Annotated in this window: 29 protein-coding genes; 14 read left to right on the plus strand and 15 right to left on the minus strand. The window is 65.9% G+C overall.

Features of this window, described 5'->3' with window-relative positions; all coding sequences use genetic code 11:
• Window positions 1–24 precede the first annotated feature (24 nt).
• The 14 genes from ACQY6T_RS09780 to pal all read left to right on the plus strand — a co-directional run bounded on the left by ACQY6T_RS09780 (window position 25) and on the right by pal (window position 9,506).
• Window positions 25–267, plus strand: coding sequence for a DUF2312 domain-containing protein (locus ACQY6T_RS09780; RefSeq protein WP_428630598.1), 243 nt, complete (start codon window positions 25–27; stop codon window positions 265–267).
• 29 nt (window positions 268–296) lie between these two features.
• Window positions 297–614, plus strand: coding sequence for a YbjQ family protein (locus ACQY6T_RS09785; RefSeq protein WP_428630599.1), 318 nt, complete (start codon window positions 297–299; stop codon window positions 612–614).
• A 56-nt stretch (window positions 615–670) separates the two neighbouring features.
• A complete protein-coding gene (locus ACQY6T_RS09790; protein ID WP_428630600.1) occupies window positions 671–1,417 on the plus strand; it encodes a YebC/PmpR family DNA-binding transcriptional regulator in 747 nt (248 codons plus the stop codon).
• 96 nt (window positions 1,418–1,513) lie between these two features.
• A complete protein-coding gene (gene ruvC, locus ACQY6T_RS09795) occupies window positions 1,514–1,987 on the plus strand; it encodes a crossover junction endodeoxyribonuclease RuvC (protein ID WP_428630601.1) in 474 nt (157 codons plus the stop codon).
• Between the two features lie 136 nt (window positions 1,988–2,123).
• Window positions 2,124–2,726, plus strand: a complete 603-nt coding sequence (ruvA, locus tag ACQY6T_RS09800) for a Holliday junction branch migration protein RuvA (RefSeq protein WP_428630602.1) — start codon at window positions 2,124–2,126, stop codon at window positions 2,724–2,726.
• Window positions 2,723–3,133 carry a GFA family protein gene (locus tag ACQY6T_RS09805; RefSeq protein WP_428630603.1) on the plus strand — a complete coding sequence of 137 codons (411 nt, stop codon included), beginning with the start codon at window positions 2,723–2,725 and terminating at the stop codon, window positions 3,131–3,133. Before ruvA ends, ACQY6T_RS09805 begins: the two co-directional genes overlap by 4 nt.
• Window positions 3,126–3,860, plus strand: a complete 735-nt coding sequence (locus ACQY6T_RS09810; protein ID WP_428630604.1) for a haloacid dehalogenase type II — start codon at window positions 3,126–3,128, stop codon at window positions 3,858–3,860. The genes ACQY6T_RS09805 and ACQY6T_RS09810 overlap by 8 nt, the downstream gene beginning before the upstream one ends.
• Before the next feature lies 1 nt (window position 3,861).
• A complete protein-coding gene (gene ruvB / locus ACQY6T_RS09815; protein ID WP_428630605.1) occupies window positions 3,862–4,884 on the plus strand; it encodes a Holliday junction branch migration DNA helicase RuvB in 1,023 nt (340 codons plus the stop codon).
• A 100-nt stretch (window positions 4,885–4,984) separates the two neighbouring features.
• The gene (locus ACQY6T_RS09820; protein WP_428630606.1) at window positions 4,985–5,464 is read left to right on the plus strand and encodes a YbgC/FadM family acyl-CoA thioesterase; all 480 of its coding nucleotides are present in this window, start codon (window positions 4,985–4,987) and stop codon (window positions 5,462–5,464) included.
• The gene (gene tolQ, locus ACQY6T_RS09825; protein ID WP_428630607.1) at window positions 5,458–6,156 is read left to right on the plus strand and encodes a protein TolQ; all 699 of its coding nucleotides are present in this window, start codon (window positions 5,458–5,460) and stop codon (window positions 6,154–6,156) included. Before ACQY6T_RS09820 ends, tolQ begins: the two co-directional genes overlap by 7 nt.
• Window positions 6,156–6,674, plus strand: a complete 519-nt coding sequence (tolR, locus tag ACQY6T_RS09830) for a protein TolR (RefSeq protein ID WP_428630608.1) — start codon at window positions 6,156–6,158, stop codon at window positions 6,672–6,674. Before tolQ ends, tolR begins: the two co-directional genes overlap by 1 nt.
• A gap of 9 nt (window positions 6,675–6,683) precedes the next feature.
• Window positions 6,684–7,505: a hypothetical protein gene (locus tag ACQY6T_RS09835; protein ID WP_428630609.1), complete on the plus strand. Its 822-nt coding sequence runs from the start codon at window positions 6,684–6,686 to the stop codon at window positions 7,503–7,505.
• Window positions 7,506–7,510: 5 nt separating this feature from the next.
• Window positions 7,511–8,881, plus strand: coding sequence for a Tol-Pal system beta propeller repeat protein TolB (gene tolB / locus ACQY6T_RS09840; protein WP_428630610.1), 1,371 nt, complete (start codon window positions 7,511–7,513; stop codon window positions 8,879–8,881).
• A gap of 106 nt (window positions 8,882–8,987) precedes the next feature.
• On the plus strand, window positions 8,988–9,506 hold the full coding sequence (pal, locus tag ACQY6T_RS09845; protein ID WP_428630611.1) for a peptidoglycan-associated lipoprotein Pal: 519 nt from the start codon (window positions 8,988–8,990) through the stop codon (window positions 9,504–9,506).
• Here the strand turns inward: pal and ACQY6T_RS09850 are convergent.
• The 15 genes from ACQY6T_RS09850 to ACQY6T_RS09920 form a co-directional block, all read right to left on the minus strand.
• On the minus strand, window positions 9,493–10,233 hold the full coding sequence (locus tag ACQY6T_RS09850; RefSeq protein ID WP_428632619.1) for a prepilin peptidase: 741 nt from the start codon (window positions 10,231–10,233) through the stop codon (window positions 9,493–9,495). The two genes, pal and ACQY6T_RS09850, sit on opposite strands and share 14 nt — an antisense overlap.
• A gap of 31 nt (window positions 10,234–10,264) precedes the next feature.
• A complete protein-coding gene (gene gspN / locus ACQY6T_RS09855) occupies window positions 10,265–10,981 on the minus strand; it encodes a type II secretion system protein N (RefSeq protein WP_428630612.1) in 717 nt (238 codons plus the stop codon).
• Window positions 10,978–11,460: a type II secretion system protein GspM gene (gspM, locus tag ACQY6T_RS09860; RefSeq protein WP_428630613.1), complete on the minus strand. Its 483-nt coding sequence runs from the start codon at window positions 11,458–11,460 to the stop codon at window positions 10,978–10,980. The genes gspN and gspM overlap by 4 nt, the downstream gene beginning before the upstream one ends.
• Window positions 11,457–12,602: a type II secretion system protein GspL gene (gspL, locus tag ACQY6T_RS09865; protein WP_428630614.1), complete on the minus strand. Its 1,146-nt coding sequence runs from the start codon at window positions 12,600–12,602 to the stop codon at window positions 11,457–11,459. The genes gspM and gspL overlap by 4 nt, the downstream gene beginning before the upstream one ends.
• A gap of 1 nt (window position 12,603) precedes the next feature.
• On the minus strand, window positions 12,604–13,605 hold the full coding sequence (gene gspK / locus ACQY6T_RS09870) for a type II secretion system minor pseudopilin GspK (RefSeq protein ID WP_428630615.1): 1,002 nt from the start codon (window positions 13,603–13,605) through the stop codon (window positions 12,604–12,606).
• A complete protein-coding gene (gene gspJ / locus ACQY6T_RS09875) occupies window positions 13,602–14,216 on the minus strand; it encodes a type II secretion system minor pseudopilin GspJ (RefSeq protein ID WP_428630616.1) in 615 nt (204 codons plus the stop codon). Before gspJ ends, gspK begins: the two co-directional genes overlap by 4 nt.
• Entirely contained in the window at window positions 14,213–14,599 is a 387-nt protein-coding gene (gene gspI / locus ACQY6T_RS09880) for a type II secretion system minor pseudopilin GspI (protein WP_428630617.1), read from the minus strand. The genes gspJ and gspI overlap by 4 nt, the downstream gene beginning before the upstream one ends.
• The gene (locus tag ACQY6T_RS09885) at window positions 14,589–15,071 is read right to left on the minus strand and encodes a GspH/FimT family pseudopilin (protein WP_428630618.1); all 483 of its coding nucleotides are present in this window, start codon (window positions 15,069–15,071) and stop codon (window positions 14,589–14,591) included. The genes gspI and ACQY6T_RS09885 overlap by 11 nt, the downstream gene beginning before the upstream one ends.
• The gene (gene gspG / locus ACQY6T_RS09890) at window positions 15,046–15,522 is read right to left on the minus strand and encodes a type II secretion system major pseudopilin GspG (RefSeq protein WP_428632621.1); all 477 of its coding nucleotides are present in this window, start codon (window positions 15,520–15,522) and stop codon (window positions 15,046–15,048) included. The genes ACQY6T_RS09885 and gspG overlap by 26 nt, the downstream gene beginning before the upstream one ends.
• 33 nt (window positions 15,523–15,555) lie before the next feature.
• Entirely contained in the window at window positions 15,556–16,770 is a 1,215-nt protein-coding gene (gene gspF, locus ACQY6T_RS09895; RefSeq protein WP_428630619.1) for a type II secretion system inner membrane protein GspF, read from the minus strand.
• Window positions 16,763–18,256: a GspE/PulE family protein gene (locus ACQY6T_RS09900; protein ID WP_428630620.1), complete on the minus strand. Its 1,494-nt coding sequence runs from the start codon at window positions 18,254–18,256 to the stop codon at window positions 16,763–16,765. Before ACQY6T_RS09900 ends, gspF begins: the two co-directional genes overlap by 8 nt.
• The gene (gene gspD / locus ACQY6T_RS09905; protein WP_428630621.1) at window positions 18,253–20,445 is read right to left on the minus strand and encodes a type II secretion system secretin GspD; all 2,193 of its coding nucleotides are present in this window, start codon (window positions 20,443–20,445) and stop codon (window positions 18,253–18,255) included. Before gspD ends, ACQY6T_RS09900 begins: the two co-directional genes overlap by 4 nt.
• Before the next feature lie 5 nt (window positions 20,446–20,450).
• Window positions 20,451–21,335: a type II secretion system protein N gene (locus ACQY6T_RS09910; RefSeq protein ID WP_428630622.1), complete on the minus strand. Its 885-nt coding sequence runs from the start codon at window positions 21,333–21,335 to the stop codon at window positions 20,451–20,453.
• A 270-nt stretch (window positions 21,336–21,605) separates the two neighbouring features.
• The gene (locus ACQY6T_RS09915; RefSeq protein WP_428630623.1) at window positions 21,606–24,323 is read right to left on the minus strand and encodes a TonB-dependent receptor domain-containing protein; all 2,718 of its coding nucleotides are present in this window, start codon (window positions 24,321–24,323) and stop codon (window positions 21,606–21,608) included.
• 81 nt (window positions 24,324–24,404) lie between these two features.
• On the minus strand, window positions 24,405–25,973 hold the full coding sequence (locus tag ACQY6T_RS09920) for a hypothetical protein (protein ID WP_428630624.1): 1,569 nt from the start codon (window positions 25,971–25,973) through the stop codon (window positions 24,405–24,407).
• Between the last annotated feature and the right edge of the window lie 225 nt (window positions 25,974–26,198).

The raw sequence follows: 26,198 nt of genomic DNA on the forward strand, positions 1-26,198 counted from the left end.
TCATCCCAATCACCGGAGTCCAAAATGAGCGAAGCCACCGTGTCCGACCAGCAACTGCGCCTGTTCATCGAGCGCATCGAGCGGATGGAAGAAGAGAAAAAGGGCGTCGCCGACGATATTCGCGACACGTATAACGAAGCAAAATCCAACGGTTATGATCCAAAGATCATGCGTCAGATCGTTCGCTTGCGCAAACTGCCGGTCAATGACCGCAAGGAAATGGAAGCGATTCTGGACGTGTATAAATCGGCGCTCGGCATCGACTGACGCGCATTCCATCAGCGAGGAGAGTGACGATGTTCAGCACGACCACCAATACGATCGAAGGCCGTCCGGTCCAGGACTATCTGGGCATCGTCACCGGCGAGGTGATCGTCGGCGCCAACCTGTTCCGCGATCTGTTCGCCAGCATCACCGACATCGTCGGCGGCCGCTCGGGCAAATATGAGGATGTCCTCGCCCGCGCCCGCAAGGAAGCGATCGGCGAGATGGAAGCCGAAGCGGCGCGGCTGGGCGGCAACGCCGTGGTCGGCGTCGACCTCGATTATGAAGTGCTCGGCCAGAACGGGTCGATGCTGATGGTGTCCGCGAGTGGAACAGCCGTGGTTGTCTGATCGGGAGCGCCGCGCTAGGGCGGCGCCAGCTTTCAAAATTACCGATGGAGGGTGGCTTGGCCGGCCATAGTAAATTCAAGAACATCATGCACCGCAAGGGTGCGCAGGACAAAAAGCGCAGCTCGCTGTTTTCCAAGCTTTCGCGGGAAATCACCGTCGCGGCGAAAATGGGCCTGCCCGATCCCGACGCGAATGCGCGCCTCCGCGCCGCGATCAACGCCGCCAAGGCGCAGTCGGTGCCGAAGGACAATATCCAGCGTTCGATCGACAAGGCAGCGGGCGGCGACGGCGATAATTACGAAGAGATCCGCTACGAAGGCTATGGGCCGGGCGGGGTGTCGCTGATCGTCGAGGCGCTGACCGACAACCGCAACCGCACCGCGACCAATGTCCGCACCGCCTTTGCCAAGAATGGCGGCAATCTCGGCACCTCGGGCAGCGTCGCGCATGGCTTCGACCGCCTGGGCCTGATAAGCTATCCCGCCAAGGCGGGCGACGCCGATACCATATTCGAAGCCGCGCTCGATGCCGGCGCCAGCGATGTCGAATCATCCGAAGACGGCCACGACATCTGGACCGAAATCGACGGTCTGCACGAAGTCGCCAAAGCGCTCGAAGACAAGCTCGGTGAAGCCGAAGGCGTCAAGCTCGCTTGGCGCCCGACGCTGAAAAGCGAAATCGCCGACGAAGCGACCGCGCAGACCTTGTTCAAGCTGATCGACACGCTCGACGACGACGATGACGTCCAGACCGTGTGGGGCAATTACGAAATCCCCGATGCGGTGATGGAGAAACTTGGCTAAAAACCAAAACCCGTTCGCATCGAGCGAAGTCGAGATGCCTCTCAGTCGCGCATGCCTTATGGGCGTCTCGACTTCGCTCGACACGAACGGAAACAAATGATCATCCTCGGCCTCGACCCCTCGCTCAGTTGCACCGGCTGGGGCGTCATCCGCGTCGAGGGCAGCCGGATCAGCCACATCGCCAACGGCCAGATCAAGACCGACGCCAAGGCGCTCCTGCCCGACCGGCTCGCGCATCTCGACACCGTGCTCGCTGCGGTAATTGCCGATTACACGCCCGGGTGCGCTGCGGTCGAGGAAGTGTTCGTCAACGACAATCCCCAATCGACGCTGAAGCTCGCCCACGCGCGCGGCGTCGTCCTCCTCGGCTGCGCCCGCGCCGGGCTGCCAGTGGGCGAATATGCGCCGCGGCTGGTCAAGAAAGCGATCGTCGGCACCGGCACCGCGGCGAAGGAACAGGTGCAGGCGATGCTGCGCGTATTGCTGCCCGGGGCGAAGGTCGCGGGGCCCGATGCCGCCGATGCGCTGGCGGTCGCGATCTGCCATGCGAACCATCGGCCGCGATACTAACCCCGCGTCACCCCGGACTTGATCCGGGGCCTGCCTCGTTTCAAAGGCGGGTCCCGGGTCAAGCCCGGGATGACGCGGTTTACATGATGAAGGGAAATTGATTCCCTTTTCGTTCTCCCCGCGTTAGGCACGGATCATGATCGCGAAACTGACAGGGCGGCTGGATTCGAGCACCGCAGGCCATGCCGTGATCGACGTCGGCGGCGTCGGTTATCTGGTCGAGGCATCGGCGCGCACCCTCGACGCGCTCGGCGCCACCGGCGGCGAGGTCACCATCCACACCGAAATGCTGGTCGGCGAGGATTTCCTGCGCCTGCTCGGCTTTGCCAAGGCCGAGGAACGTGACTGGTTCCGCCTGCTCACCAGCGTCCAGGGTGTCGGCGCCAAGGTCGCGCTCGCGATCCTCTCGGCGCTCGAAATCACCGACCTGCAACGCGCGCTTGCCAGCGGCGACAGCGCAATGATCGCGCGCGCCAATGGCGTCGGGCCGAAGCTGGCGCAGCGGATCACGCATGAGCTGAAGGACAAGGCCGGCGCGCTCGGCGGCATTTCCGGCAGCGGCGCCTCCTACATTTCCGCCACCCCCGGCCCCCTTGCCGACGCCGTCACCGCCCTCACCGGCCTCGGCTTTAAACCCGGCGAAGCGAGCGGCGCCGTTGCGGCGGCGAGCGAGGAGTTGGGCGCGGAAGCCAATCTCGATGCGCTGGTGCGCGTGGCGCTCAAAAAGGCCGCAAAGTGACGACCCCCACCCGCAACGCATCTTGCCGCTGCGGCCAAGTCCGCATCGCCTGCACCGGCGAACCCATCCGCGTGTCGGTCTGCCACTGCCGCGAGTGCAAGGCGCGCAGCGGCAGCGCCTTTGCCGCGCAGGTCCGCTTCCCCGCTGCGCAGGTCCGCATCGAGGGCGAGGCGAAGGCGCGGATGTGGCAATATACCGGCGACAGCGGCAACCCCGCCGACTTCTTTTTCTGCGGCACCTGCGGTTCGGGCGTCTGGTACCGCGCGCGGCCCTATCATGACGCCTATGCGATCCCGCTCGGCAATTTTGCACCCGGCCACGGCTTCGTCCCCGATTATTCAGTGTACGAGGACCGCATGGAGCCTTGGGTTTCGATCACCGGCGAGGCAATAGAGCATCATGACTGAGCCCGCCGCCACCCACCGCCCCAAAGCCCTCGCCTTCGACGTCTTCGGCACCGTCGTCGACTGGCGCACCAGCATCGCCCGCGAATCCGCCACCTTTCTCGCAAAGATCGACCGCAGCGAAATCGACCCGCATGACTTCGCCGACCAGTGGCGTCGCCGCTACCTGCCCGCGATGGCGGTGGTCAGCGGCGGGCAGCGCGGCTTCGTCAAGCTCGACATCCTGCACCGCGAGATGCTGGACGCGGTGCTGGACGCGCAGGGCATCGATGCCGCCGCGCTCGATCCGGCTTTGCTCGCCGACTGGACAGAAGCCTGGCACCGGCTCGATCCCTGGCCCGATAGCGTCGCGGGCATCGCGCGGCTCCGCACCGCCTTTCCCGTCGTCACGCTATCGAACGGCAATGTGTCGCTGATGATCGATATGGCGCGCCGCGCCGGGATCGTGTGGGACGCCATCCTCGGCGCCGAATATGCCCGCGCGTACAAACCGCAACCCGCCGCCTATCTCGCGACCGCCGAGGCGCTGGGGCTCGCGCCGCACGAGCTTTGCCTCGTCGCCTCGCATCACAGCGACCTGGCCGCCGCGCGCGCTTGTGGGTTGATGACCGCCCATATCGACCGTCCACAAGAATATGGCGGCGCCCGCGCGCCCGATGCCGACGCGGCGCAGGATTGGGAATATAGCGCCGACAGCCTGACCGCCTTGGCCGCGCAACTGGGATGCTGATTTGACCGACCTCACCACCCCCATCCGCACCCCCGAGGACGCCGACGCCGCGCTGCGGCCCAAGACGCTCGCCGAGTTCGTCGGCCAGGCAGCAGCGCGCGAAAATCTGCGCATCTTTATCGAGGCCGCCAAATCGCGCGCTGACGCACTCGACCACGTGCTCTTCTACGGCCCGCCCGGTCTCGGCAAGACAACGCTGGCGCAGATTGTCGCGCGCGAACTTGGCGTCGGCTTCCGCTCGACCAGCGGCCCGGTGATCGCCAAAGCGGGCGACCTTGCCGCGCTGCTCACCAATCTCGAGGACGGCGACGTCCTGTTCATCGACGAGATTCACCGGCTGTCGCCCGCGGTCGAGGAGATCCTCTACCCCGCGATGGAGGACCGCGCGCTCGACATCATGATCGGCGAAGGACCGTCGGCGCGCAGCGTCCGCATCGATCTGCCCAAATTCACCCTCGTCGGCGCGACAACGCGGCAGGGGTTGCTCACAACACCGCTCCGCGACCGCTTCGGCATCCCGGTGCGGCTCAATTTCTATACCCATGGCGAGCTGGAGCAGGTCATCACCCGCGCCGCGCGCCTGCTCGCGCTGCCGATCGCATCCGACGGCGCGCTGGAGATTGCCAAACGCTCGCGCGGCACCCCGCGCATCGCCGGGCGGCTGCTGCGCCGGGTGCGCGATTTCGCGACCGTCGCGGGCCATGCCATCGTCGATGCCAAGGCGGCCGATGCCGCGCTCAACCGGCTCGAGGTCGACGCGCTCGGGCTCGACGCCATGGACCGGCGCTACCTCACGATGATCGCCGATATTTACCGCGGCGGCCCGGTCGGGGTCGAGACGATGGCGGCGGGCCTGTCCGAACCGCGCGACACCATCGAGGATGTCATCGAACCCTATCTGCTCCAGGTCGGCCTGATCGCGCGCACCGCGCGCGGGCGCATGCTCAACGCCAGCGCTTGGAAACATCTGGGACTCAATCCGCCGGCGGGGTCGCAGGACGGTTTGTTCGACAACGGGAAATAGGCGGAAATCCGCCATCATCTCCCACCAAACGGCCCCCATCTGCGACGAACCGTTGGTTAGGGGTTTGCGACGAGTCGAAGGCCCGCTATCGATCAACCCCATGGTAAACGCCCCGCCCCCTTTCATCCCCGGCGCCTTCGTCGGGGCTGAGCATCATTATCGGGCGCGCGTGTATTTCGAGGACACCGACCTGTCGGGTATCGTCTATCACGCCAATTACCTGCGCTATATGGAGCGCGCGCGGTCGGACATGCTGCGGATCGCTGGCATCGACCAGCGGGCGGCGATGGACGCCGGCGACGGCAGCTGGGCGGTCACCGACCTGACAATCAAATATCGCCGCCCGGCAAAGCTCGACGACGACCTGCTCGTCGTCAGCACGGTACAGGCGGTGCGCGGCGCCAGCGTGATCATTGCGCAGCGCATCCTTCGCGGAACTGACACGTTAACCGGCGAGACACTCACCGACGGGCAAGTCACCGCTGCCTTCCTGTCTCCCGAAGGTCGGCCGCGCCGCCAGCCCGCGGGCTGGGCCGACCGCTTTACCGCCATCATGAATGGAGAGAAAATCCCTTGCTAGACAATATCTCGTTGGCCGCCGACGCGGCGACGCTTTCCCCCGTCGCGCTGTTCATCCAGGCCGATATCATCGTGAAAGCGGTGATGATCGGGCTGCTGCTGGCGTCGATCTATGTCTGGGCGGTCATCTTCACCCACGGGCGCAGCGTCAGCAAATTGATGCGGGCGTCCGAAAACTTCGAACGCGATTTCTGGCGCGCCGACAATATCGACAAATTCTTCGACAAGAATGGCAGCGAGGAATTGCCGAGCGCCAAGGTGCTGGGCGCCGGGATCAGCGAGTGGCGCCGCTCGACCAAAAGCAAGATCATCGACCGCGACGGCACACGCGAGCGGCTGGGCATCGCGATGAACAGTGCGGTTGCGGGCGAAGTCGACCGGCTCGCCGAAAAGATCAGCGCCTTGGCGACTATCGGTTCGGTCTCGCCCTTCGTCGGCTTGTTCGGCACCGTGTGGGGCATCATGCGTAGCTTCACCGCAATTGCGGCGGAGAACAACAGCAGCCTCGCCGTCGTCGCCCCCGGCATCGCCGAGGCGCTGTTCGCGACCGCGATCGGGCTGTTTGCCGCGATCCCTGCCGTCATCGCCTACAACGCCTTTTCGCAACGCCTGAACCGGCTTGAATCGCGCCTCGGCCGCTTCGCCGACGGGCTGCACGCGACGTTCAGCCGCGAGCTTGAGGTCGAAGCCTGATGGCGATGTCCGGTCCCTCGGGCGGCATCGGCGGACGGCGCGGCCGCGGCCATCGCCGCGCCCCGATCGCCGACATCAACGTCACCCCGCTCGTCGATGTCATGCTGGTGCTGCTGATCATCTTCATGATCACCGCACCCTTGCTCGCCTCCGCCGTGCCGATTGACCTGCCCGAAAGCCGCGCCAAGCCGGTCGAGACCGAGGAGCAGGAACCGGTGCAGCTGTCGATCAACGCCGACGACACGCTGTATATCGGCGAAGAGGTGGTGCCAGAGGCCGAGCTTCCGGCGCGGCTCGACGCTATCGCGCGTGAACGCCAAGGCGAGGAGAAGCCGCGCCAGATCATGCTGCGCGCCGACAAGGGGCTCGACTATGGCCGCGTGATGCGCGTCATGGGCGAGCTCAACCGCGCCGGCCTGACGCGCATTTCGCTGGTCACCACGGGCGCCGAGGGTGCCGCCGACAGCGCGCCGACCGCCGCAGCCGCGGTCACCGACGGTTCAGAAACGGGGCAATAGGGTCACATCATGGCCGCAACACGGGCAGAGAGGGGGAACGAAGGACGCGGCATCGCCATCGCGGTGGCGGCGCATGTCGTGATCATCGGCCTGCTTTCCGTCCAGTGGACCGCGGGCGAACGCCGTTTCGACAATCCGCCGATGGAGGTCGACCTGATCGCCGAAACCGCGGTGCAATCGACTGCCCCGGTGATCAGCGAGACGCCCCCCGCAGCGCGGCTGGGCGAAGAGGACGCCGTCGACATCGCCGCGCCCGAACCGATGCCCGCGCCGCCGCTGCCCGAACCGATCGTCCGCCCAACGCCCGCGCCAACCCCGAAACAGGTCGCGCGCCCCAAACAGGCGCCGCCGAAGCGACCACCGGCCGCAGTCAAGGCGCAACCCAAGGCCGCCCCGAAAGCGCCGCCGGCCAAGGATCGTCCAACGCGCCCGACCGGCCGCCTCGATGGCATCGCCGAAGGGCTTTCGAAATCGCAACCCAAATCGCCCGCCAGCAAGGGCGCCCCCGCCGCCACGACCGCCGCCGAGGTCAAACGGTCGATCGACGTCAGCATCAAATCGGCGGTCGCGCCGCGCTGGAATGGCTGCCGCGTTTCAGGCGTTGATGTCGATCAGCTCAAAACGGTGGTGAAGTTCCGCTTGACCCAATCCGGGGCGCTCGCAGGCTTTACCGGGGTCACGACCACCGGCGAAAACGACAGCAATAAATTTCAGATCCAGCGGCACCAGGAATGCGCCAAACGCGCCGTTGAACTCGCCGCACCTTTCGATCTGCCCGAGGAAAATTACAGCTTCTGGCAGAATTACACGCTCGATTTCATCAAGAGGTAAGAGAAATGTTCCTCCGTCCGATCAGCCTCGCGCTCGCCCTGCTGCTCACTGCAGCCCCGGTGGCCGCGCAAACTACTGCCGCGCCAACCCCGCCCGCCGTCGCCCCGACCGAACCGCGTGAGACGATCGAGGGCACACTGTCGCAAGACCGCACGGTTGTCGCCATCCCGGCGCTCGCGACCACGTCGGCACAAACCGTGGCGGGACTGCGCACCGACACCTTGGGCCGCCAGATCGCGGAAGTCATCGCCGCCGATCTGGAACGCAGCGGCCTGTACGATCCCGTCGGCCCCAGCGGCGTTCGCGCGATTACCCGCGCCGAGGTGCAGGCGCCGCGCTTTGCCGACTGGCAGGCGCGCAATGCGGAAAATGTCGTGCATGGCTTTGTCGATGCCAGCGGCACCGGCGGGCTGGTGGTCGGCTGCTATCTTTACGACACCGCGCTGGGCAGCGAGCTGGTCCGCAAAGGCTTCGAAATCCAGCCCGGCGACTGGCGCCGCGCCGCGCACAAATGCGCCGACGCGATCTATTCACGCCTGTCTGGCGAGGCACCCTTCTTTGACAGCCGCGTCGCCTATATCGCCGAGAGCGGCCCCAAGGGGAACCGCATCAAGCGGCTCGCGATCATGGATTCGGACGGCGGCAATCACCGCTTCGTCACCAATGGTCAGGCACTGGCGATTTCGCCCCGATTCTCGCCCGATTACAAAAAGATCGTTTACGTCAGCTATCTGAATAACCGCGTCCGCGTCTTCATCTATGACGTCGCAGCGGGGTCGCAAAAGCTGGTCACCGAAAGCGGCAACGCGACTTTTGCCCCGCGCTGGTCGCCCGATGGCACCCAAATCCTCTATTCGATGGCGGTCGGCGGCAACACCGACATTTATCGCATCTCGGCCGGCGGCGGCACCCCGGTGCGGCTGACCAGCACCCCCGGCATCGACGTCGGCGGCAGCTTTTCGCCCGATGGCCGCAAGATCGTGTTCGAAAGCGACCGGTCGGGCAGCCAGCAAATCTATACGATGAACATCGACGGATCGAACCAGCAACGGATCAGCTTTGGCGGCGGGCGTTCGGCGACCCCCGAATGGTCGCCGCGCGGCGATCTGATCGCCTTCACCCGCATGGGCGGCGGCGAGTTTCGCATCGGGGTGATGACGCCGTCGGGCAGCGGCGCGCGCATGTTGACCAACAGCTGGCAGGACGAGGCGCCGACTTGGTCACCGAATGGCCGCGTCATCCAGTTTTTCCGCACCACCCCGGGGCGCGACGGCAAATCGAGCCTGTGGCAGGTCGACCTGACCGGGGTAAACCTGCGCCGTCTGCCGACGCCGCAGGACGGGTCCGATCCCAGCTGGGGGCCGGTGCTGCCGTGACGAAAACGGAACCAAAATCGGATAATCGGGTTCCCATAGCATGTTCTGACGCGGCCAAATGGCCCCAACGCGAGAATTTCCCAACAACAACAAGAGGACAGACACCATGACGATACGCAAGAGCACCGCGATGATTGCGGCGATCACCATGCTTGCCGTTGGCGCCTGCGCGAAAAAGGCGCCCGAGACCCTGCCCCCCGTTCCCGAAGGCACTGGCACCGATACCGGCGCCGGAACCGGAACCGGTGTGATCCCGGGCTCGCAGGAAGATTTCCTGGCCAGTGTCGGCCTCGAAGGCGACCGCATCTTCTTCGACTTCGACCAGTATAATGTCGACAGCGCCGATATGGCGACGCTGCAAAGCCAGTCGCAGTGGCTGCAGCGCAACCCCGCCGTCCGCGTCACGCTCGAAGGCCATGCCGATGAGCGCGGCACCCGCGATTACAACATCGCGCTGGGCGAACGCCGCGCCAATGCGGCGAAAAACTATCTTTCGTCGCTGGGCGTCGATCCGTCGCGGATCAACGTCATCAGCTATGGCAAGGAACGTCCGGCTGAAACCGGTTCGACCGAGGAAGCCTATGCCAAGAACCGCCGCGCAGTGACTGTCGTCATCGGCCGCTGATCAGAGGCCAGAGCGGCACCGTCGCGAACGCGGCGGTGCAAGCAAAAGCACCAAAGGGGACTGGTCGCTGAGCAAGCGGCTGGTCCCTTTTCGGTTGGACCATAAGCGCCCACAAGATGCCGCCCACGCTGGCGAGCAGCAACATCAGCGGCAGCGCCTGCCAGCCGAGCCAGCACCCGATCGCCGCGACCAGCTTGGGATCACCCCCTCCCATGCCATCCCCGCTCCGCGCCCGCCGATAGGCCCAGGCGATGAACGCCAGCGCCCCGCCGCCCGCGAGTGCGCCGATCCAGCGGTCGAGCAACGACGCGCCGAGCAGCGGCCCGGCGAGCAGCAGGCCGACGATGGCCAGCAAAGCGCTCATCCGGTCGGGTAACCAGAAGTGCCGCGCATCGAGCAGCGCGAGCGGCAACAACATCCAGCCGAACAACGCCCACATCCAGCCGGCCGTCCCCGGCATCATCGCCAGCGCAATTGCGCCGATCAGCGCCGATCCAAACTCGACCCGCCAATGGAAAGGATCAATCGCTGCGCGGCACTTTCGACAACATCCGCGCGCCATCATCGCCGAAAGCAGCGGCACAAGATCGGCCGCGCCAAGCGTCCGCCCGCACCCGTCGCATTGCGACCGCCCGAACACCGAACCCCCCGCGGGCCAACGCAGCACCAAGGTCGCGATGAAGCTCCCGAGTACCAGTCCGATCAACGCAGCGAACGCGACGCCCATGCCAAAGGGCAAGGCATCCAGGACAGACACGTCAGAAGCGACCCGAGGTCGCCAGCACGAAGCCGCCCGAACCGGCCTTGAACCCCAGCACCGCCAGCGCCGCTGCCATCGCCGGGTCGCGGTCGACGTTGATCGCGAAGTTGGCGCGATATGCGCCGCGGCCATCGAACGACAGCGTCAGCCGCTCCATCCCCGACTGGCTGGCGAGCGCCGCCTGCGCGCGGCCATTAGCGCATGACAGCGGCCCCGACAGCCCACGCGACAGGTCGAGCCCGGCGATCGGCGCGGTGACCGCCAACTGGATGCGCCCATTCGCCGCCGCACATTTTCCTGCGCCGTCGAAACGCACCTTCGCGCCCTCGAAACGAATGGTATCGACGGGGATCATGCCGAGCCCGCTGGACATCGAGGTCGTACCGTTGACGTCGGCGACGCCGCGCGGGTTGCTGCCATGCAGCCGTCCCGCCAGCGCGCCAAGCCGTTCGTCGGTGCGCGAAAAGGCCAGCTCGACGTCCCCGCCAAGCAGCGCCAGCGGCGACAGGCTGGCGCGTACGGTGCCAAGCGGCAGGGCGCCCAGCCGCGCCTCGACCAGTTCACCCGACCACACCGACCCGCGGACCTCACGCGCCGTGACGCCCGCGTCGGTCGCGCCAGAGAGGCCCAGCGCCAGCCGCATCGGAAACGTCGCGATGATCAGGATCAGCACAAGCAGCAGCGCCGCAATGCCCCAGCGTCGCCGCGCGCTCATTGGCCGCCCTTCCGCAGTTCGGCGGTCAAACCGACGGTGCCGTCGGCGGCGGGTGTAATTGTTAACTGGTCAACGACAAAGCCCCGCGCTTCGAGCGAGGCCAGCCAGTTGGTGACCACCGGTGCGCGCGCGGTCGCGATTGCGATCGTCGCCTGCCCCGCGCCGCGCGCTTCGTTGCGGTCAAGCGTCAGCCCAAGTTCGCCCGCCGATTGCGCCAGATATTGGTCGATCTCGACCGCATCGACGGTCGCCGCGACCGATTTCGTCGGGCGCTGCGCCAGCAATTGCACCTTGGCCGCAACGCGCCCTTCGCGCTCGATTGCGGCACGATGCTGGTTCTCCAGATCGGCGAACGCCGCATAGGCTGGCCGGCCCAGCCCCCACAATAGCACGCCCAGCGCCAGCACGCCGGCGATGCCGACAAGCCAGCGCTCGCGCATCGACAGGGCCGCCCACCAGTTTTGCAATCGCTCGGTCATGGCACCGCCCGGATCGTGATATTGGCCATCTGCTGGCCGTCGCTGCCCGCCATCGGTTGCGCGGTCACTTTGTAACCGCGTGCCTGCAGCGCGAGCAGCACCTGATTGACATCCTCGACCCGTGGCGCCGCGATCGTCGTCGTCAGCGTCCCGTCGGTGCGGTGCGACAGCGTCTTCAGCGACACGCCCGGCGCGTCGCGCATCGCATCATAAAGCGCCGATGCAGGCACCGAGAAAGCCAGCGGACCGCCGCCGGCCGCGGCAAGGCGGCGATCAACCTCGGCTTCGGCCGTCGTGGCGTCGCTCGCCGTCATCCCGGCCTTCCTTGTCATCGCAACGACCGCATCGTCGGCGCGGCCCGTGTCGGATGTCAGCCGCACTGCATAGACGATCGGAACCAGCAGGCTGACGACGACGAGTGCGATCGCCAAGCGCTTCGCCAGCCGCAGCATCGCCGGATCGACCGCCCAGCTCCGCTTTGGTTTCCACCCGCCGCTCAGCAGATCAAGCGGCGGCGTGGCCAGCGTCAGGAGCAGCGCGTTGCGCATCTGGTCGGCGTCTAGCGGCGCGATCGGATGGCCGGCCGCGATCAGCGGATCGAGTTCGGGGTCGGAAACATAGGCGCGGTCGGCCGTGCGAACGATCTGTTCGGTCCCGACCTCGGCCGTCCACAGGCTGTCGGGTTCGGGCGGCGGCACCGCGGCGGCGGCTGGCACGATCGCCACTGGAAACAGATCGCGCGCCGTCAGCCAGTCGGTCCACGCCGTCATCGCGGCATGCGTCGTCACCGCCACCGGGACCGCCTGCCCCGCATCGGCGGGCTGCCCGGCGACAATGTGCAGCAAGGCGCCGTCGCCCAAGCTGGCCTTAAGCGCATCGATCCGCGCTGCCGCCGCCGCCTGCGCCGGAGCGGCGTCGGGATAATGATGCCAGCGCAGCGGCACGTCGGCGGCGGGCGCCAGCGCAATCAGCCGGTCCTCGGGGTCGTCGTCGCGCGGTTTTTCCCACGCGTCGACCCAGCCATCATCCTGTCCCGAATCCACGATGACGCCGTCATCGACGCGCAGCCACGCGGGATGGGGGGCATCTCCCTCGCCCAGCGCCGCCACCGGGGGCAGCCAAAGAACCAGTGTGCGGCTCATGTCAGTCGGCTTCACCCCAATCGCGCCGGACGATCATCGGCGGCGCGAGCCCGGCGGACGGCGCCCCGCCATTGGCATCAATGAGCGAAACTGCCGTCAAAAACCCGTCCCCCATCGTCACATTCGTCGTCAGCGTCAGCCAGCGGCTGGTCACTCCCGCTTGCTCCGCGACATCGGTTGGCGGTTTGCGCCCTTTGAAAGGACCCGCTTCCCAGAATCGCACGCTGCTGCCATAGCCGCCCGCAGGCCGCGCCGCCAGCGCCGCCCGCGCATCGGCGATCGTCATTTCACTAGGCAACAGCATGGCGACCAGGGGCGCTTGTTCGGGCGCCAATGTGTTGACGTTCAGCCGCACCGGTTCGGTCACCGGCAACACGCAAATCCAAGGCTTGAGCCGCGCGTAAATCTTCGGGCTGACGCCGCGCACCGCGTGCAATTCGCTGACATCGGCCATCTTGCGGTTGGCGGGCAGATAGGCGCCGGGCATCGACCGATAGACATTGTCCTCGGCGCCCAGCGGGCCGTCGTTGCTGTCGCTGTCCATCCAGTCGGCGGCAGCACCCGCAATCGCCTGCCCCGAATCGATTCCCAACAGAGTCATCAACTGGGCAAACTGGCGCATCGAACCCGATCGCTGGCTGAACGTTCCGGGCACAGTCTCCGCAACCAGGCTGTTGAGGTTGAAGCAATTGTTCGCGTCGCTCAGCTTGGCGCGGCCCTCGCCGCCGGGTAACGGCAGGACGAAATCGCGGCCCAGCCAGTCGCCCGCCAGCGTCAGCTTTGCTGGATCGCGCCCAACCAGATCGGCGACACGGCGCAACGCAATCTGTTCGGCGGCAAAGCTATAGGCGCGGCCCTGATCGACCGCCGCGGCGCTGCCCGCGATCCGCGTCGCCAGCGTCAGCCGGTCGAGCGCGGTCGCCGCGATCACCGCCATCACCGCGACAAGCAGCAAGACGGTCAGCAACGCCGCGCCGCGTTCGTCGGGCGGGCGGCGGATCATGGCGCCGGGTTCCCTGCCGTTGGAGGCGGCGGCGGCAATGTCGGCGCGGTCAGGAACAGCATCGTCAAAGCCTCGCGTCCGGTGCGCGATAACCGCACCTCAACCGCACGCGGCAGGCGGTCCCCAGGCTCGGAGGTCCAATTCTCACCCCACGCGCCCGCCTGGTCGCGATAGCGCACGGCAACCGCAGCAATCTCACTCAACAGCCGGTCGCCCGCACCAAGCGCGGTACCGTCGAGCATCGGTTGCGTCGAGCGGCGCCATTCGCCGCCGACCAGCGCATAGGCCACACGCTCGACATTGGGACGCCCATTGCCGTCAAGCGAGCCCGCGCCGGCGTGGACAAACGCAAAGCCGTTGGCCGACCCGATAAAAGCCGGAACCGCCTCCCCCGCCGCGCCGCGGGTCGGACGCTGGACCGCCTGCGCCAGATCGTTTGCCATTACCGCGCGCAGCCGGTTGACCCCGCCCATCGCCTTTAGCCGCCCCTGCACGGCATCCTGTGTGTCGACGCTGCTGCGGAGCAGGCCGACTCCCATCGCTGCGATCGCGGCGAACAGCGACAGCGCGACGAGCATTTCGATCAGGGTGAAGCCGCGCTCTTCGTTCATTGCGACGGCCGGATGATCGTCAGTGCCGCCTGCCCGCGCCCCGCCTCGGGCCGCACGATCAGGTCGATGCGCAGCAAAGCGTCGTCAGCGGTCTTGGCAACCCGCTGTTCGACGCGCCAGTTGCGTCCGGCGTTGGCGACGCCGATCGCGCTGTTGCCGATCGTCGGCGGTGCCGGATCGGTCCACAATTCGACCGCGCGGTTCTGCGCGACGATGCCCGCCATCGTGCTTTCGTCGAGGTCGCCTGCGGTGCGCACCGCATAGGCATCGAGCCGGACGAGCGCCAGCGCCGCGATGCTGATGACGCTGAGAGCAACCAGCATCTCCAAAAGGGTAAAGCCCGCTTCGCCGGACGGCGAACAACGAATAAAATCATTCCCCACGGCTGACCTCTCCGGTCGCCGAAACCCGCACGATCTCGCGGGCATCGCCGCCGGAAAGCACGACGACCTGCGGTGTCGGGCTGGTGCCGATGCGGTCAAACAGGATCCGCGCCGCGCCCTGCCCGTCGCCCGCCGCAAAGCGGATGTCGCCCGGCCAGTTGCGCTGTTCAAAAGCGCGGCCGGGAAGCGATTGCCATTCGCCCCCGATGCGCCGTTCGAAGCCATAGCCCGACGGCGCGAAATTGACTGCGACGCTGCGCCCTTCGATCACCGCGACATCGCGCGCTCCTGCCAGCCGCGCGGCAAGCCGGTCGGCCTCGCTGCGCACGCTCCGTTCTTCGCCGGGGATAGTGAGCACAACGGCGGTCGCGGCGAGCGCCATGATCGCGAGCACGACCATCAGTTCGACCAGCGTGAAGCCGTTGGCGTTACGACGCGCGCGCGTTTCAGCCTTCGCTGCGAATATCCGCATTTTCGTCGGTCCCGCCGGGGGCGCCATCGGCACCGAGCGACCAGACGTCGAATGCCGCGCCGTTCGGACCGGGCATCTGGTAGTTATAGGGGCGACCCCATGGATCGGCGGGCAATTTCTTGATATAGCCACCGCGGCGATAGCGTTCGGGCTGCGCGAGCGCTGGCGGCGGCGTGGAGAGCGCGTTCAGGCCATCGGTCGAGGCCGGATAGGTCAGATTGTCGAGACGGTACTGCTCGAGCGCGGTCTCCAGCGTCGCAATATCCGTCTTCGCCTTGGTCACCATTGCACGATCCTGGCTAGGCAGGACGTTGATCAGCACCACCGTGGCGAGCAGTCCGATGATGAAGATCACCACCATCAATTCGGTTAGCGTAAAGCCGCGCTCGTCTCTTTTACGGCGTCGATGCACGGGTGGGCGGCCTTCGCTGGAAAAGGACGTGTCGAGCATCAGGCGAATGAAAAGCTGCATCAGGGACATATATTACAGGCCTGCAAGGTTCTGCAACTGAAGGATCGGAAGCAGGATGGCGAGGATGATCAGGGCAACGCATGACCCCATAAGGACTATTATGACAGGTTCGAGTAACGCCATCGAAGCCGCCGTGAACCGGTCGAATTCGCGCTCCAGATAATCGGCGGCGCGCTCCAGCATCTGCTCCAGCCGACCGGCGCTTTCGCCGCTGGCGGTCATATACACCAGCAGCGGTGGAAACACCCCGGCATCGCGTAGCGCCGCCGACAGACTGCCCCCGGCGCGCACCTGATCGACGATCGCCGCCGTCGCGCTAGCCAGCGCGGCGTTGCGTATCGTCGGCAGGGTGAGGCGGAGGCCATCGACCAGCGGCAGACGGCTCGAAACCATTGTCGCCAGCGTCCGGGCAAAGCGCGCCGCGTAAAGGTCGCGGAGCAGGCGGCCGAGCAGCGGCAGGCGGAGCAGCCGTGCATCGACCCGCGCCTTAAACGCCGGACGGCGCATGGCGGTCACCCAGCCAAAGCTCGCGGCGACGATCAGCAGCCCGATCAGCCACCACCAGCTCGCGGCAAAGCTGGAAATCGCGATTACCGCGCGGGTCAGGAATGGCAGTTGCTGGCCGACGTCGTTGAATTGTTCGACGACGCGCGGGACGACAAAGATCATCAGCGCCGCGACGACGCCGATCGCGACGAACGCCAGAACGATCGGATAGGCCAGCGCCGCGATCAGCTTGCCGCGCACTTCGGCCTGGCGTTCGAGCAGGTCGGCAAGCCGCGCAAGGATCGTCGTCAGACTGCCCGTCGTTTCGCCCGCCGCGACCATCGCGCGATAGAGCGGCGGGAAGCTTGCGGGCTGGCGCGCCATCGCATCGGCAAGGCGGCGGCCTTCGAGCAAACCCGCGTGGACGTCGCTGACAATATTGCGCGCGCTTTCGGCTTCACTCTGGCGGGAGAGCGTGCGCAGCGCCTCTTCGAGCGGAGCGACTTCGGCGAGTGTCGCAAGCTGGCGGGTGAAGAGGGCGAGTTCCTTGCTGCTCAGCCGCGCTCGGCGAAACGCGAACAGCGACTGGCCGGCGGGTTTTGCCCCCGCCGCCTCCACCGCGACGATATGAAATTTGCGCCGCATCAGATCGGCGCGCGCTGCGTCGTCGTTGGCGGCCGTCAGCCGACCCTTGCGCTCGCGGCCTTGGGGATCGATCGCCACATAGCGATAATCAGGCATCGATTTCCTCGCGCCGCGCGATGCGAATCGCCTCCTCGGCGGTCGTCAGCCCCTTCGCCACCATCGCTCGCGCCGCCGAAGCGAGCGTCGGCGATTTCAGGAAGGCATGGCGCGTGATCATCGCCTCGTCGCCGCCGTTGTAGATGTAGCGGCGCACCGTCTCGTCGACCTTGATCGCCTCGAACACCCCGATCCGGCCCTTGTAGCCGGTGCCGCTGCACTGTTCGCAACCCTTGGGACGCCAGATGACGGTGCCGATATCGAGCCCCAGCATCGCGGCAATGCTGTTGTCGGCCTGCACCGGTTCGCGGCAATGATCGCAAAGTTTGCGCACAAGACGCTGCGCGATGACCGCACGTAAAGTTGAAGCCAGAAGAAAAGGCTCTACTTTCAAGTCTTTAAGGCGAGTTATCGCCCCGACCGCATCGTTAGTGTGGACGGTCGACAGGACAAGGTGGCCCGTCAGCGACGCCTGCACCGCAATGTCGGCGGTTTCCCGGTCCCGGATTTCGCCGACCATGACGACGTCGGGATCCTGGCGCAGGATCGCGCGCAGGCCGGCGGCGAAATCAAGCCCGACCTTGTTGTTCACCTGCGTCTGACCGACGCCGTCGACGGCATATTCCACCGGGTCCTCGACGGTCAGGATATTTCGCTGGCCGTCGTTGAGCTGTTTGAGCGCCGCGTACAGCGTCGTCGTCTTGCCCGACCCGGTCGGACCGGTGACCAGGATGATGCCATTGGGTTCGGCCAGCGCCTCGCGCAAAATCTGGTCGGAGGTGCCCGACAGGCCCAGGACGTCGAAATCGATCCCCGCCGCATCCTTGTCGAGAATACGCATCACGACGCGTTCACCCGCACGGCTGGGCAGCGTCGAGACGCGGACGTCGACCGCCTTGCCCGCCAGTGTCAGCCCGATGCGGCCGTCCTGCGGCACGCGGCGTTCGGCGATGTCGAGCCGCGCCATCACCTTGATGCGACTGACGACGACCGGTGCGACGTGCGGGGGCATCCGCAGATGTTCGCGCAGCACCCCGTCGGTGCGCATCCGCACGACGAGCCCACTTTCATAGGGTTCGATATGGATATCGCTGACCCCTTGGCGCACGGCTTCGGCGATGATCGCGTTGATCAGACGGATCGCGGGAGCATCGTCGGCGCTGTCGAGCAGGTCTTCGGCGCTGGGCAGGCTGAAGTCGATCTCGTTGCTGCCCACCGATCCCGCCATTGCCGCCGCCGAGCTGTCCACGGCATAATGGTCGGACAGCAGCCGGTCGAAATCGGTGACGCTGGCGGTCGCGACGCGTAGCGGCTGGGCAAGATAGCGCTTCACCTCGATCAGCACCGCGGGGTCGGCGCCCTCGCGCAAAGTGGCAAGCCAAGCGCCGCCTTCGCCGGGGGCGATCACGACACCATGCTGGCGGGCGAAGCCATAGGGAATATCGACCGGCGCCGGGGAGACGGCGATCGGTTCGGGATCGGTCACGGAAACTCTCCGGTCGGTGGTGCCGGCGCCTGCGAGATCGAGGGCGGGACGTCGGTCGAGATCACCCGGCCATCGGCACCGCGCAGTTCGGGCAGGTTCACCGGGCCGACGGTGATGTCGGCGGCGGTCGCCTCGGTCGGCACCGGCGGTACCGCGCCCAGATAGTCGCGCACCAGCGTATCGATCGCGGGTTCCTCGTCGGGGTTCCGGCGCAGTTGGAAGTCACGGATATAACCGTAACGTCGCGCGGTCAGAGCGGCATTGTCCTCGCGGTTGCGCAGGATCGTCGGGCGGATGAACACCATCAGATTGGTTTTCGACCGGGTGCGGCTGCGCGATTTGAACAGCTCGCCGATCAGCGGAATGTCGCTGAGCAGCGGGATGCGTTCGATCGTCTTGCGCTCGTCGTCGTTGAGCAAGCCGCCGATCGCCAGAATCTCGCCGTCATCGACGGTCAGCACCGTTTCGAACGAGCGTTTGTTGAGGATCAGGTCGCTGTTGCGCGACGACACGGGTCCGGCGACGCTCGACACTTCCTGCCGCAGGAACAATTTGACCTCGCCCGCCGCGTTGACCTGCGGCGTCACCTCCAGCTTGATACCAACCTCTTCTCGCTGGACGGTGCGGAACGCATTGTCAAAATTATCGCCCAGTGCCTCGCCGGTGGTGATCGGCACTTCCTGACCGACCAGAAACTTTGCCTGCTGGTTGTCGAGGGTGACGATATGCGGGGTAGCAAGCAGGTTCGACGTCGTGTCCGACTTCACCGCGTTGATGATCGCGCCAAAGATCGTGTTCTTGCCGATATCGCCCGCGAAGCCCGCAAACCCGCCGGTCGCGGTGAGCAGCGAGGCGGCCGCGGCCTCCTGCAGGCTGCTGCCGAGCGAGCTGTTGGTTTGCGTGACTACGGTGGTGCCGTTGACCGTCGTCGTCTGCTGCGACAGCTGGTTGGCGGCATAGGCGCCGCCGAGCGTCAGGATGTTCGGCGACGCATTGCTGTAACTGGTCGCGACGAAGGGAATGTTCTTGCCGCCCAGCAGGAACTGGACGCCAAGGCGTTTCGCCGCATCGTCGCCGATTTCCACGACGATCGCCTCGACCAGCACTTGTTCGCGGCGGCTGTCGAGCTGGCGGATCAATTCGCCGAGCATGCGCTGCACTTCGGGATTGGCCGCGACGATGATCGCGTTCGCGCCTTCGTACCGGGTGACGATGGCGGGGCCGCGCGTCGCAATGCTGCCGCCCGCGCCGCCGGTCGAAACGGGCGTCGCCACAGGCGCGGACGCTGGCGCAGCAGCGCCATCGCCGCCCGATGTCGCGGCCGACGGCAGCGCTGCCTTTTGCGCCGGATCGCTGCCCCCGCCGACAAGTTGCTGCAAGGTCGGCAGGAGGGTTTCGGCATTGGCGTGGGCCAGCCAATAGACGCGCAATTCGGTCCCCGAACCGGCGCGCTGATCGAGCTCGTTCGCCATCTGGACAAAGCGCGCGACCAGCGCCTGATCGCCGCGCAGCGCGATCGCGTTGCTGCTGTCGATCGGCACGATCGCGACCGGCGCTGCGGCGCCCTCGCCCGCCGACGGCACCAGCGCCTGCAGCGCGGCGGCGATTTCACGCGCACCGGCGTTCTTCAACGTGACGATCTGGCTGGTCGAACTGTCGCGGTCGATGCTGGAGGCGAGCGATCGGATGCGGCGGATGTTGTCGGCAAAGTCGGCGACGATCAGGCTGTTGGCGTTGCGGTTCGCGGTCAACGATCCCTGAGGGCTGACCAGCGGGCGCAATGTTTCGACCGCCGCGACTGCGTCGATGTGGCGCAGGCGGATGATTTCGGTGACGAACTGGTTTTGCGCCGCGCCGCTGCTGCCGATGCGGCCCGGCTGGGCGGCCGCGCCGTCGATCGGCTGGACGCGGTAGCTGCCGTTCGGTCCCGGCACCGCGACCAGGCCGTTCGAGCGCAGCGTCGACAGGAAAATCTCGAAATATTCGCTGCGCGACAACGGCCGGTCGGTGACGACCGATACCTTGCCATTGACGCGGCCGTCGATGACGAAGGTCCGCCCGGTGATCCGCGCCGCATCCTGGATGAAGGCGCGGATGTCGGCGTCGCGGACGTTGAGCGTATATTGGGCATGCGCCGGCGTCGCGGAGATCAGCGCGGCGGCGAGCATCAGGGACAGTTTGAACCGCATAAAACCTATTGTTTCGAGAGGAAAATGGCGACGGGAACGACGCTGGCGCCGCGCTCGACTTCGAGCGACAGGCGGGCGCCGGGCGTCAGCTGATTGGCGAGCGCCGCGGCATCGCCCGCCGACCCGATCGGGCGGCCATTGACCGAGCGGACCACGTCGCCGGGGCGCAGCCCAGCCGCGCGAAAGACCGATCCATCGCCCTGCGGCTGGACCACCAGCCCGGTGACCCGGCCATTTTCGGCGCGCGGCGCAAAACCGACCCCGGCCCTGAGCGTCGCCGGCGACAGCTCGCCGCTGGCGTTGCTGTTGCTGGCTGGCGCCGAACCGACTTCGGTGGTCGGCGCGGGCAGCGCGGTTGCTGGCGTCGCAACCGCCGGATCGCCGCTCTGATCGAGAAACAGGCTTTCGCGCGCGCCGCCGCGGTCGAGCAGCACATGGTCGAACGCGACCCCGACGAGCCGCACCCCCGGTGCGATCTCGTCGCCGACGGCGTAGCTGGTCTGCACCCCATCCTCGCCCGCGATGATCGCCGATCCGCCACCGGTCGCCTCGTTGATATTGACACCGAACAGGGTAAGGCCAAGCGCGGTGACGGTCGCGCTGGCCGGCCCCTGCGCATTGCTGCGGAAAAAGGGATCGAAGCTTGCGAACAGCGCCCGCCGTTCGGCGGGCGAGGCGATGACCGCCGCCTGCGGCTGCCACGCGCCGAGCGGCGAAAGCGGCGTGATGACAGTCCACAACAGGCGAACGAGCTGGAACACCAGCAAAGCGCCAAGCAGGGAGGCCAACAGCAATGGCGCGATCTCCCGCGGCGCGCGCCGACCCGTGCGCAGCCATGTGGGCAAGCCACGCGGCAACCGAACGGCCGATCCGGACATCAGCGTCGCCATGAAATATCCCTGTCCCCCCAGACTGAAAAACCTGTCTCGCGAATCGCCTAGGGGCGAACGGTGACAATCAGTTGACGGGAAGATTACAGTTTTTTGACGGTCGAGCGAGTCCGGTCGTGATGCGGACACCATGAAGTCCTTCTGCTTCACGGGAGGGATTGGGGTGGGGGCATAGGCCCTGCGCAAGGTCGATGGCCGCCACCGGCTGCGACCAAGCCAGCAAGCTGGCAAGTCTCGCTGCCCTCCCTGAAGGCTATGGGCTTATATTTCCTAGAATTTCAACGACGCGCTGAGCGAAAAAGTGCGGCCGAGCTTGTAGCGATTGAGGAAAATGCGGTTGTCGCCGGCCTGTTGCACTTCTTCATAGTTGCGCCCGGTCAGGTTGCGCGCTTCAAACTTCAGTTCGATTTCCTTGTTCAGCAGATTGATGCCCTGTCGCGCCACGAAATCGAGCGAGATGCCGGGCTTTTCGCGAATGTCGGGCTGACCCGACGGACCGCGGCTGGTGACGCGCGGACTTGCGTAAGTGATAAGGAACGTCTGCTGCGACAGCTTGTCCTGATCCTCGAGCCCGATCTGGACATTGACCAGATGGTCCGACTGGCCGGTCAGCGGCGCGCCATCGAAGAAGAAGTTGCTGGCGTCTTGCGTCACACCGTTGATCACCGTCGTGTCGCCGGCGCCGACCTGAATCTCCGACTTGGTGAAAGTATAGTTGCCGATCAGGACAAGACGGCGACTGGCCCAGAAGGGCGAATCGGACAGGGTGTCGAGCGGGATATATTTCTGTGCCTCGACCTCGACGCCATAAAGCGTCGCCTTTGGCGCATTGGCAAAGCTGGTATTGGCAACCGAGTCGGTACTGAGCGACGTATAGGCCTCGATCGGCCGGTCGATCGACTTGTAGAAGCCCGCCGCGGTCAAACGCTGATCCTTGGCGAAATACCATTCGTAGCGCAGCTCGGCGTTCCACAGCTCGCTGTCGGTCAGCGACGGGTTGCCGCGGAACTGGCGGTTCGATTCGGGATCCTGGTAAATCTGCGCGATCAGCTCGCGGAATTGCGGACGAGCGATCGTCTTGGACCCGTTGAGCCGCACCTGCATGTCGGGCGCAGCTTCCCATGTCAGCGTGATCGCGGGCAGCCAATAATCGTTGTTCAGATCGGTCGCGACGATCGCGCCGCCGCCCGAATTGAACAGATCGATCGGCGAAACGGTCTGCTTGGCATCTTCATACCGCACCCCGGCATTGATGTTGACGCCCGAGATCAGTTCGGCCTGCACCTGCGCATAACCGGCGTGAGTGGTGAGCCCCGCGTCAAATGCCGCAGTGCCGTCCTGCGCCGAGGTTTCGATCAGGCTGATGTCGAAAAGCTGGATCGTCGCATCGGACAGCAGATAGTCGGGGCGCAGCTGCGTCACCGCCACCGGCAGGCCCGAGGCGCGGAACTGGAACGCACGGCGCACCGCGGTGCGGCGGGTGTCGGTATAGGCATAGCCGACGGTCGCGGTGATGTGCGAGGCGATCTCGTACGACAGGTCGACGCCGCCCGACCACAGATCCTCGTTCAGGTCCGAAAAGGCGATCGTCGCATCGCCGCGGTTGCCGCCCAGATCGTTGACGAAGGTGTCGCCGGTCGGGTCCTGGCTCGTCGGCAAATTGGTGCGGACATAGGTAAAGCCGCGTTCATAGGGCGCCTCGCGCTGCGAATTGGCATAGGCGCCGCGCAGGTCCACCTTCAACCGGTCGAAATGGAATTCGCCGACGAACTGCGTGTTGATCAACTGACGTTCGTACCAGGCGGTGTCCTGCTTCAGGATGTCGCGACCGACCTGATTGGCGTCGGTGCCAAGCCCGAGGCGCGCCTGTTTCAAGGTGTCGCGGATATAGAGGCTGGTCCAGCGCAGCTTATGCTCGCCGATCTCGAGCCCCAGCCCAAGCAGACCGTTCACGACGACGCGATTGTCGGTGATGACCCGGTTGTAGCTCGTCTGCGGATCGCCCGACAGATCCTGATTGAGCGAGGTTTGCTGCAACGTGTCGCGGGTGCGCCACTTGTTGCTGATGCCGGCGGTCGCGATGATACCAAGCTCGCCGCCGGCGAACTGGATCGTCGTGCCGCCGGTGATGCCCGCCGACCAGTTGACCGGGATATGGTTGTTCTGTTGCAACAGCGTCGTCGGCGCGTTGACCAGCTCCATCTGGATCGCTTCCAGATCGTCTTGGGTGAAATCGGCGCCTTCGAGGATCGGCTTGCCGCTGGCAAAGGCCGCTTTCAGCAGCGGGGGGACGTCGCGGGTGCCATCGTCGAAACCCGTCCAGTCGGTGTCGCTGCCATAATAGGTATAGCCAAGCTCATTCGTCGTCTCGCTGTCCCAGCCGATGCCGCCGCTGAACGTCAGGAATGGTTCGCGCGGGGTCGATTTGGTGGTGAGGTTGATCACGCCGCCGCCAAACTCACCGGGGAAGTTCACCGAATAGCTTTTCTGCACCAGCGTCGAGTCGATAACGTTCGACGGAAAAATGTCGAGCGGGACGACGCGCTTCAGCGGCTCGGGGCTGGGCAGCGGGGACCCGTTGAGCAACGCGAGCGAATAGCGGTCGCCCAGACCGCGGACATAGACAAAGCCGCCGCCGACGACCGACAGGCCGGTCACGCGCTGCAGCGAGCCCGAGATATCGCCTTCGCCGGTGCGCGCGATGTCGGCCGATGACAGCACCGACACGACTTCGGGGGTCGCGCGAACAATGTTGGGGGTAAAACGACCGGTGACGACGATTTCCTGGTCGGCGCCGCCGGGGATGGAAACATCGCCTTCCTCGTCATTCACCGCGTCATCCGTGGCTGGCTCTGCGGTCGTCGGCGCTGCGGTGGTAACCGGCGGCGCGTCGGGCGCCGGCGCGCCGACATCCTGCGCAAGAACCGCAGGCGCCACAAGCGCCGAACTGAGAAGGAGCAGGCTGGCGAAGATCGGCCGCTTGGTCATGTGGAAAGTCCCCAAGATAATGTAGGAAGGGAGCGGGCCAGCCCGTCAGGCGTGCCCGCTCCCCAATTGGATCGCGAGCGATCAGGTCGTCGGAATGACGCTGCAGCTGGCGCTCGTCGCGCCGAACGAGGCGGTCGACGAGTTGCACGTCCATCCCTGGTACCAGGTGTCGTTGGCGTCGCGGACGGCGCCGACATAGGCGGTGGTGTCGAAGAAGGCGTTGAGCGTCTTGGCGTCAAAGGGCGTGAAGGCCGTTTCGGTCGCGCCATTGACAAACAGGTTGGTCAGCGAGGGCACATAGTTCGAACGGTTGTTCGTGCCGCCCTCGAAGATCGCCTGCACCTGCGCATCGGTCACGCCGCTGGTGCCGCGGAACGGTGAGGCGTTGCACTGCAACGAAACCGAGAAGAATTTCGGCGGACCCGCTTCGTCGAGCGCACCGTTCACCGGGTTGGTCGTCGTCGCGCTGTTGATGCCAAGGCAACGGAAGCCCGGCGCCACAATCAGACCGTTCGCAAATGTATAGTCGGCGCCGCCGCGGATCAGGATCGAGACCCCGTTGCCCGCCGCATTGTTGCGCTGAATGTAAGTGAAGTTCGAAATCGCGACATTCTGGCGCGGGTTCGCGTCTTCGTTGCCGTTCGAGTCGATTTCCATCATCGAATCGCCGACCGCACCGCCCTCGCGCTGAACGCCGATGACATACTGGATGTTGCCCTTGTAGCCGACGTCGGTGTCCAGGCCGTCGTCCTCGGCGCCCGTGATCACCAGATGCTTCATGTTCACGCGGCCGCCGAACACTTCGATACCGTCGTCCGAGCTGTTGTGGATCTGGATATGGTCGAGCTGGGTGCCCGAACCGACGCCCGACGGCGTCAGTCCCTGCAGCTCGCTCGCCGCCGACAGGATGAAACCCGAATAGCGGATCTGGACATAGGACATGCGGCCCGAATTGTCGGCAACCTGCGCGCCGCCGTACAGCGCGTTCGACGTGCCTTCGGTGTCGCGTTCGCAGGCAGCGGTTCCCGGCGTCGCGCCCGGTGCCAGGCAATCGGTGATCGGCGCCCGGCCGAGCAGAACGACGCCGCCCCACAGCTGCGAGGTCTGGTCGTTCGCCGAACCGACGACATTGCCGCGGCCGGTGAAGATGATCGGCTGGGTCCGAGTACCAACGGCATCGATGCGATTGCCGCGGTTCACCGCGAGGAACGAGACGCCGGTCGCGCCAAAGATCGTGACGCCGGGGTCGATCGTCAGGGTGACGACATTATTGGTCGTCGTGGCACCCTGATCGGTGCCGACATCGACGCGGCCGGGAAGCGAATAGATGACGCCCGGGACCTTCGCGATTGCCGTCGTCGCGGTGAACCGCGTCGGGAAACCGCAGTTGCGCCACTCGCCGCCGGGGCCAGAGATGGTGCCGAGGTTCGACAGCTGGTCGGGGCCGGCGATGGTCGGACAGTTCGCGGCGGGGGTGACGCTGGTCGGGGTCGGGGTCGGCGTGGGAGTCGGTGTCGGAGTCGGGGTCGGGGCAGGGATGACGATCACCCCGTCGCCCGGCGAAGCGACGCCATCGGCTCCGCAACCCGCAAGGATGGAACAGGCCACGCTGCTGAGCATAACCAAACGAACGCGTGCGAAAGCCGCCATGAAAATCTCCGTTCCCGGTGTACGCCCGCCGGGCGCCCCTGATGAAAAATCACCGGCGAACGAGAAGAGACATGCTGGCTCGCCCCCGGTGAGGCCGCCACTACGGTGATTCGATGACGGTCTGACGCCAGAGCGGTGACACTTGCGTGACTCTTTTGAGTCGGATCGATGACATGTGCGGCGGGAGTGCGGACGGCGGACGGCGGCGCGGCTTCGTACCGGCAA

The organism is Sphingopyxis sp. (assembly GCF_965279725.1).
Lineage (GTDB): Bacteria > Pseudomonadota > Alphaproteobacteria > Sphingomonadales > Sphingomonadaceae > Sphingopyxis.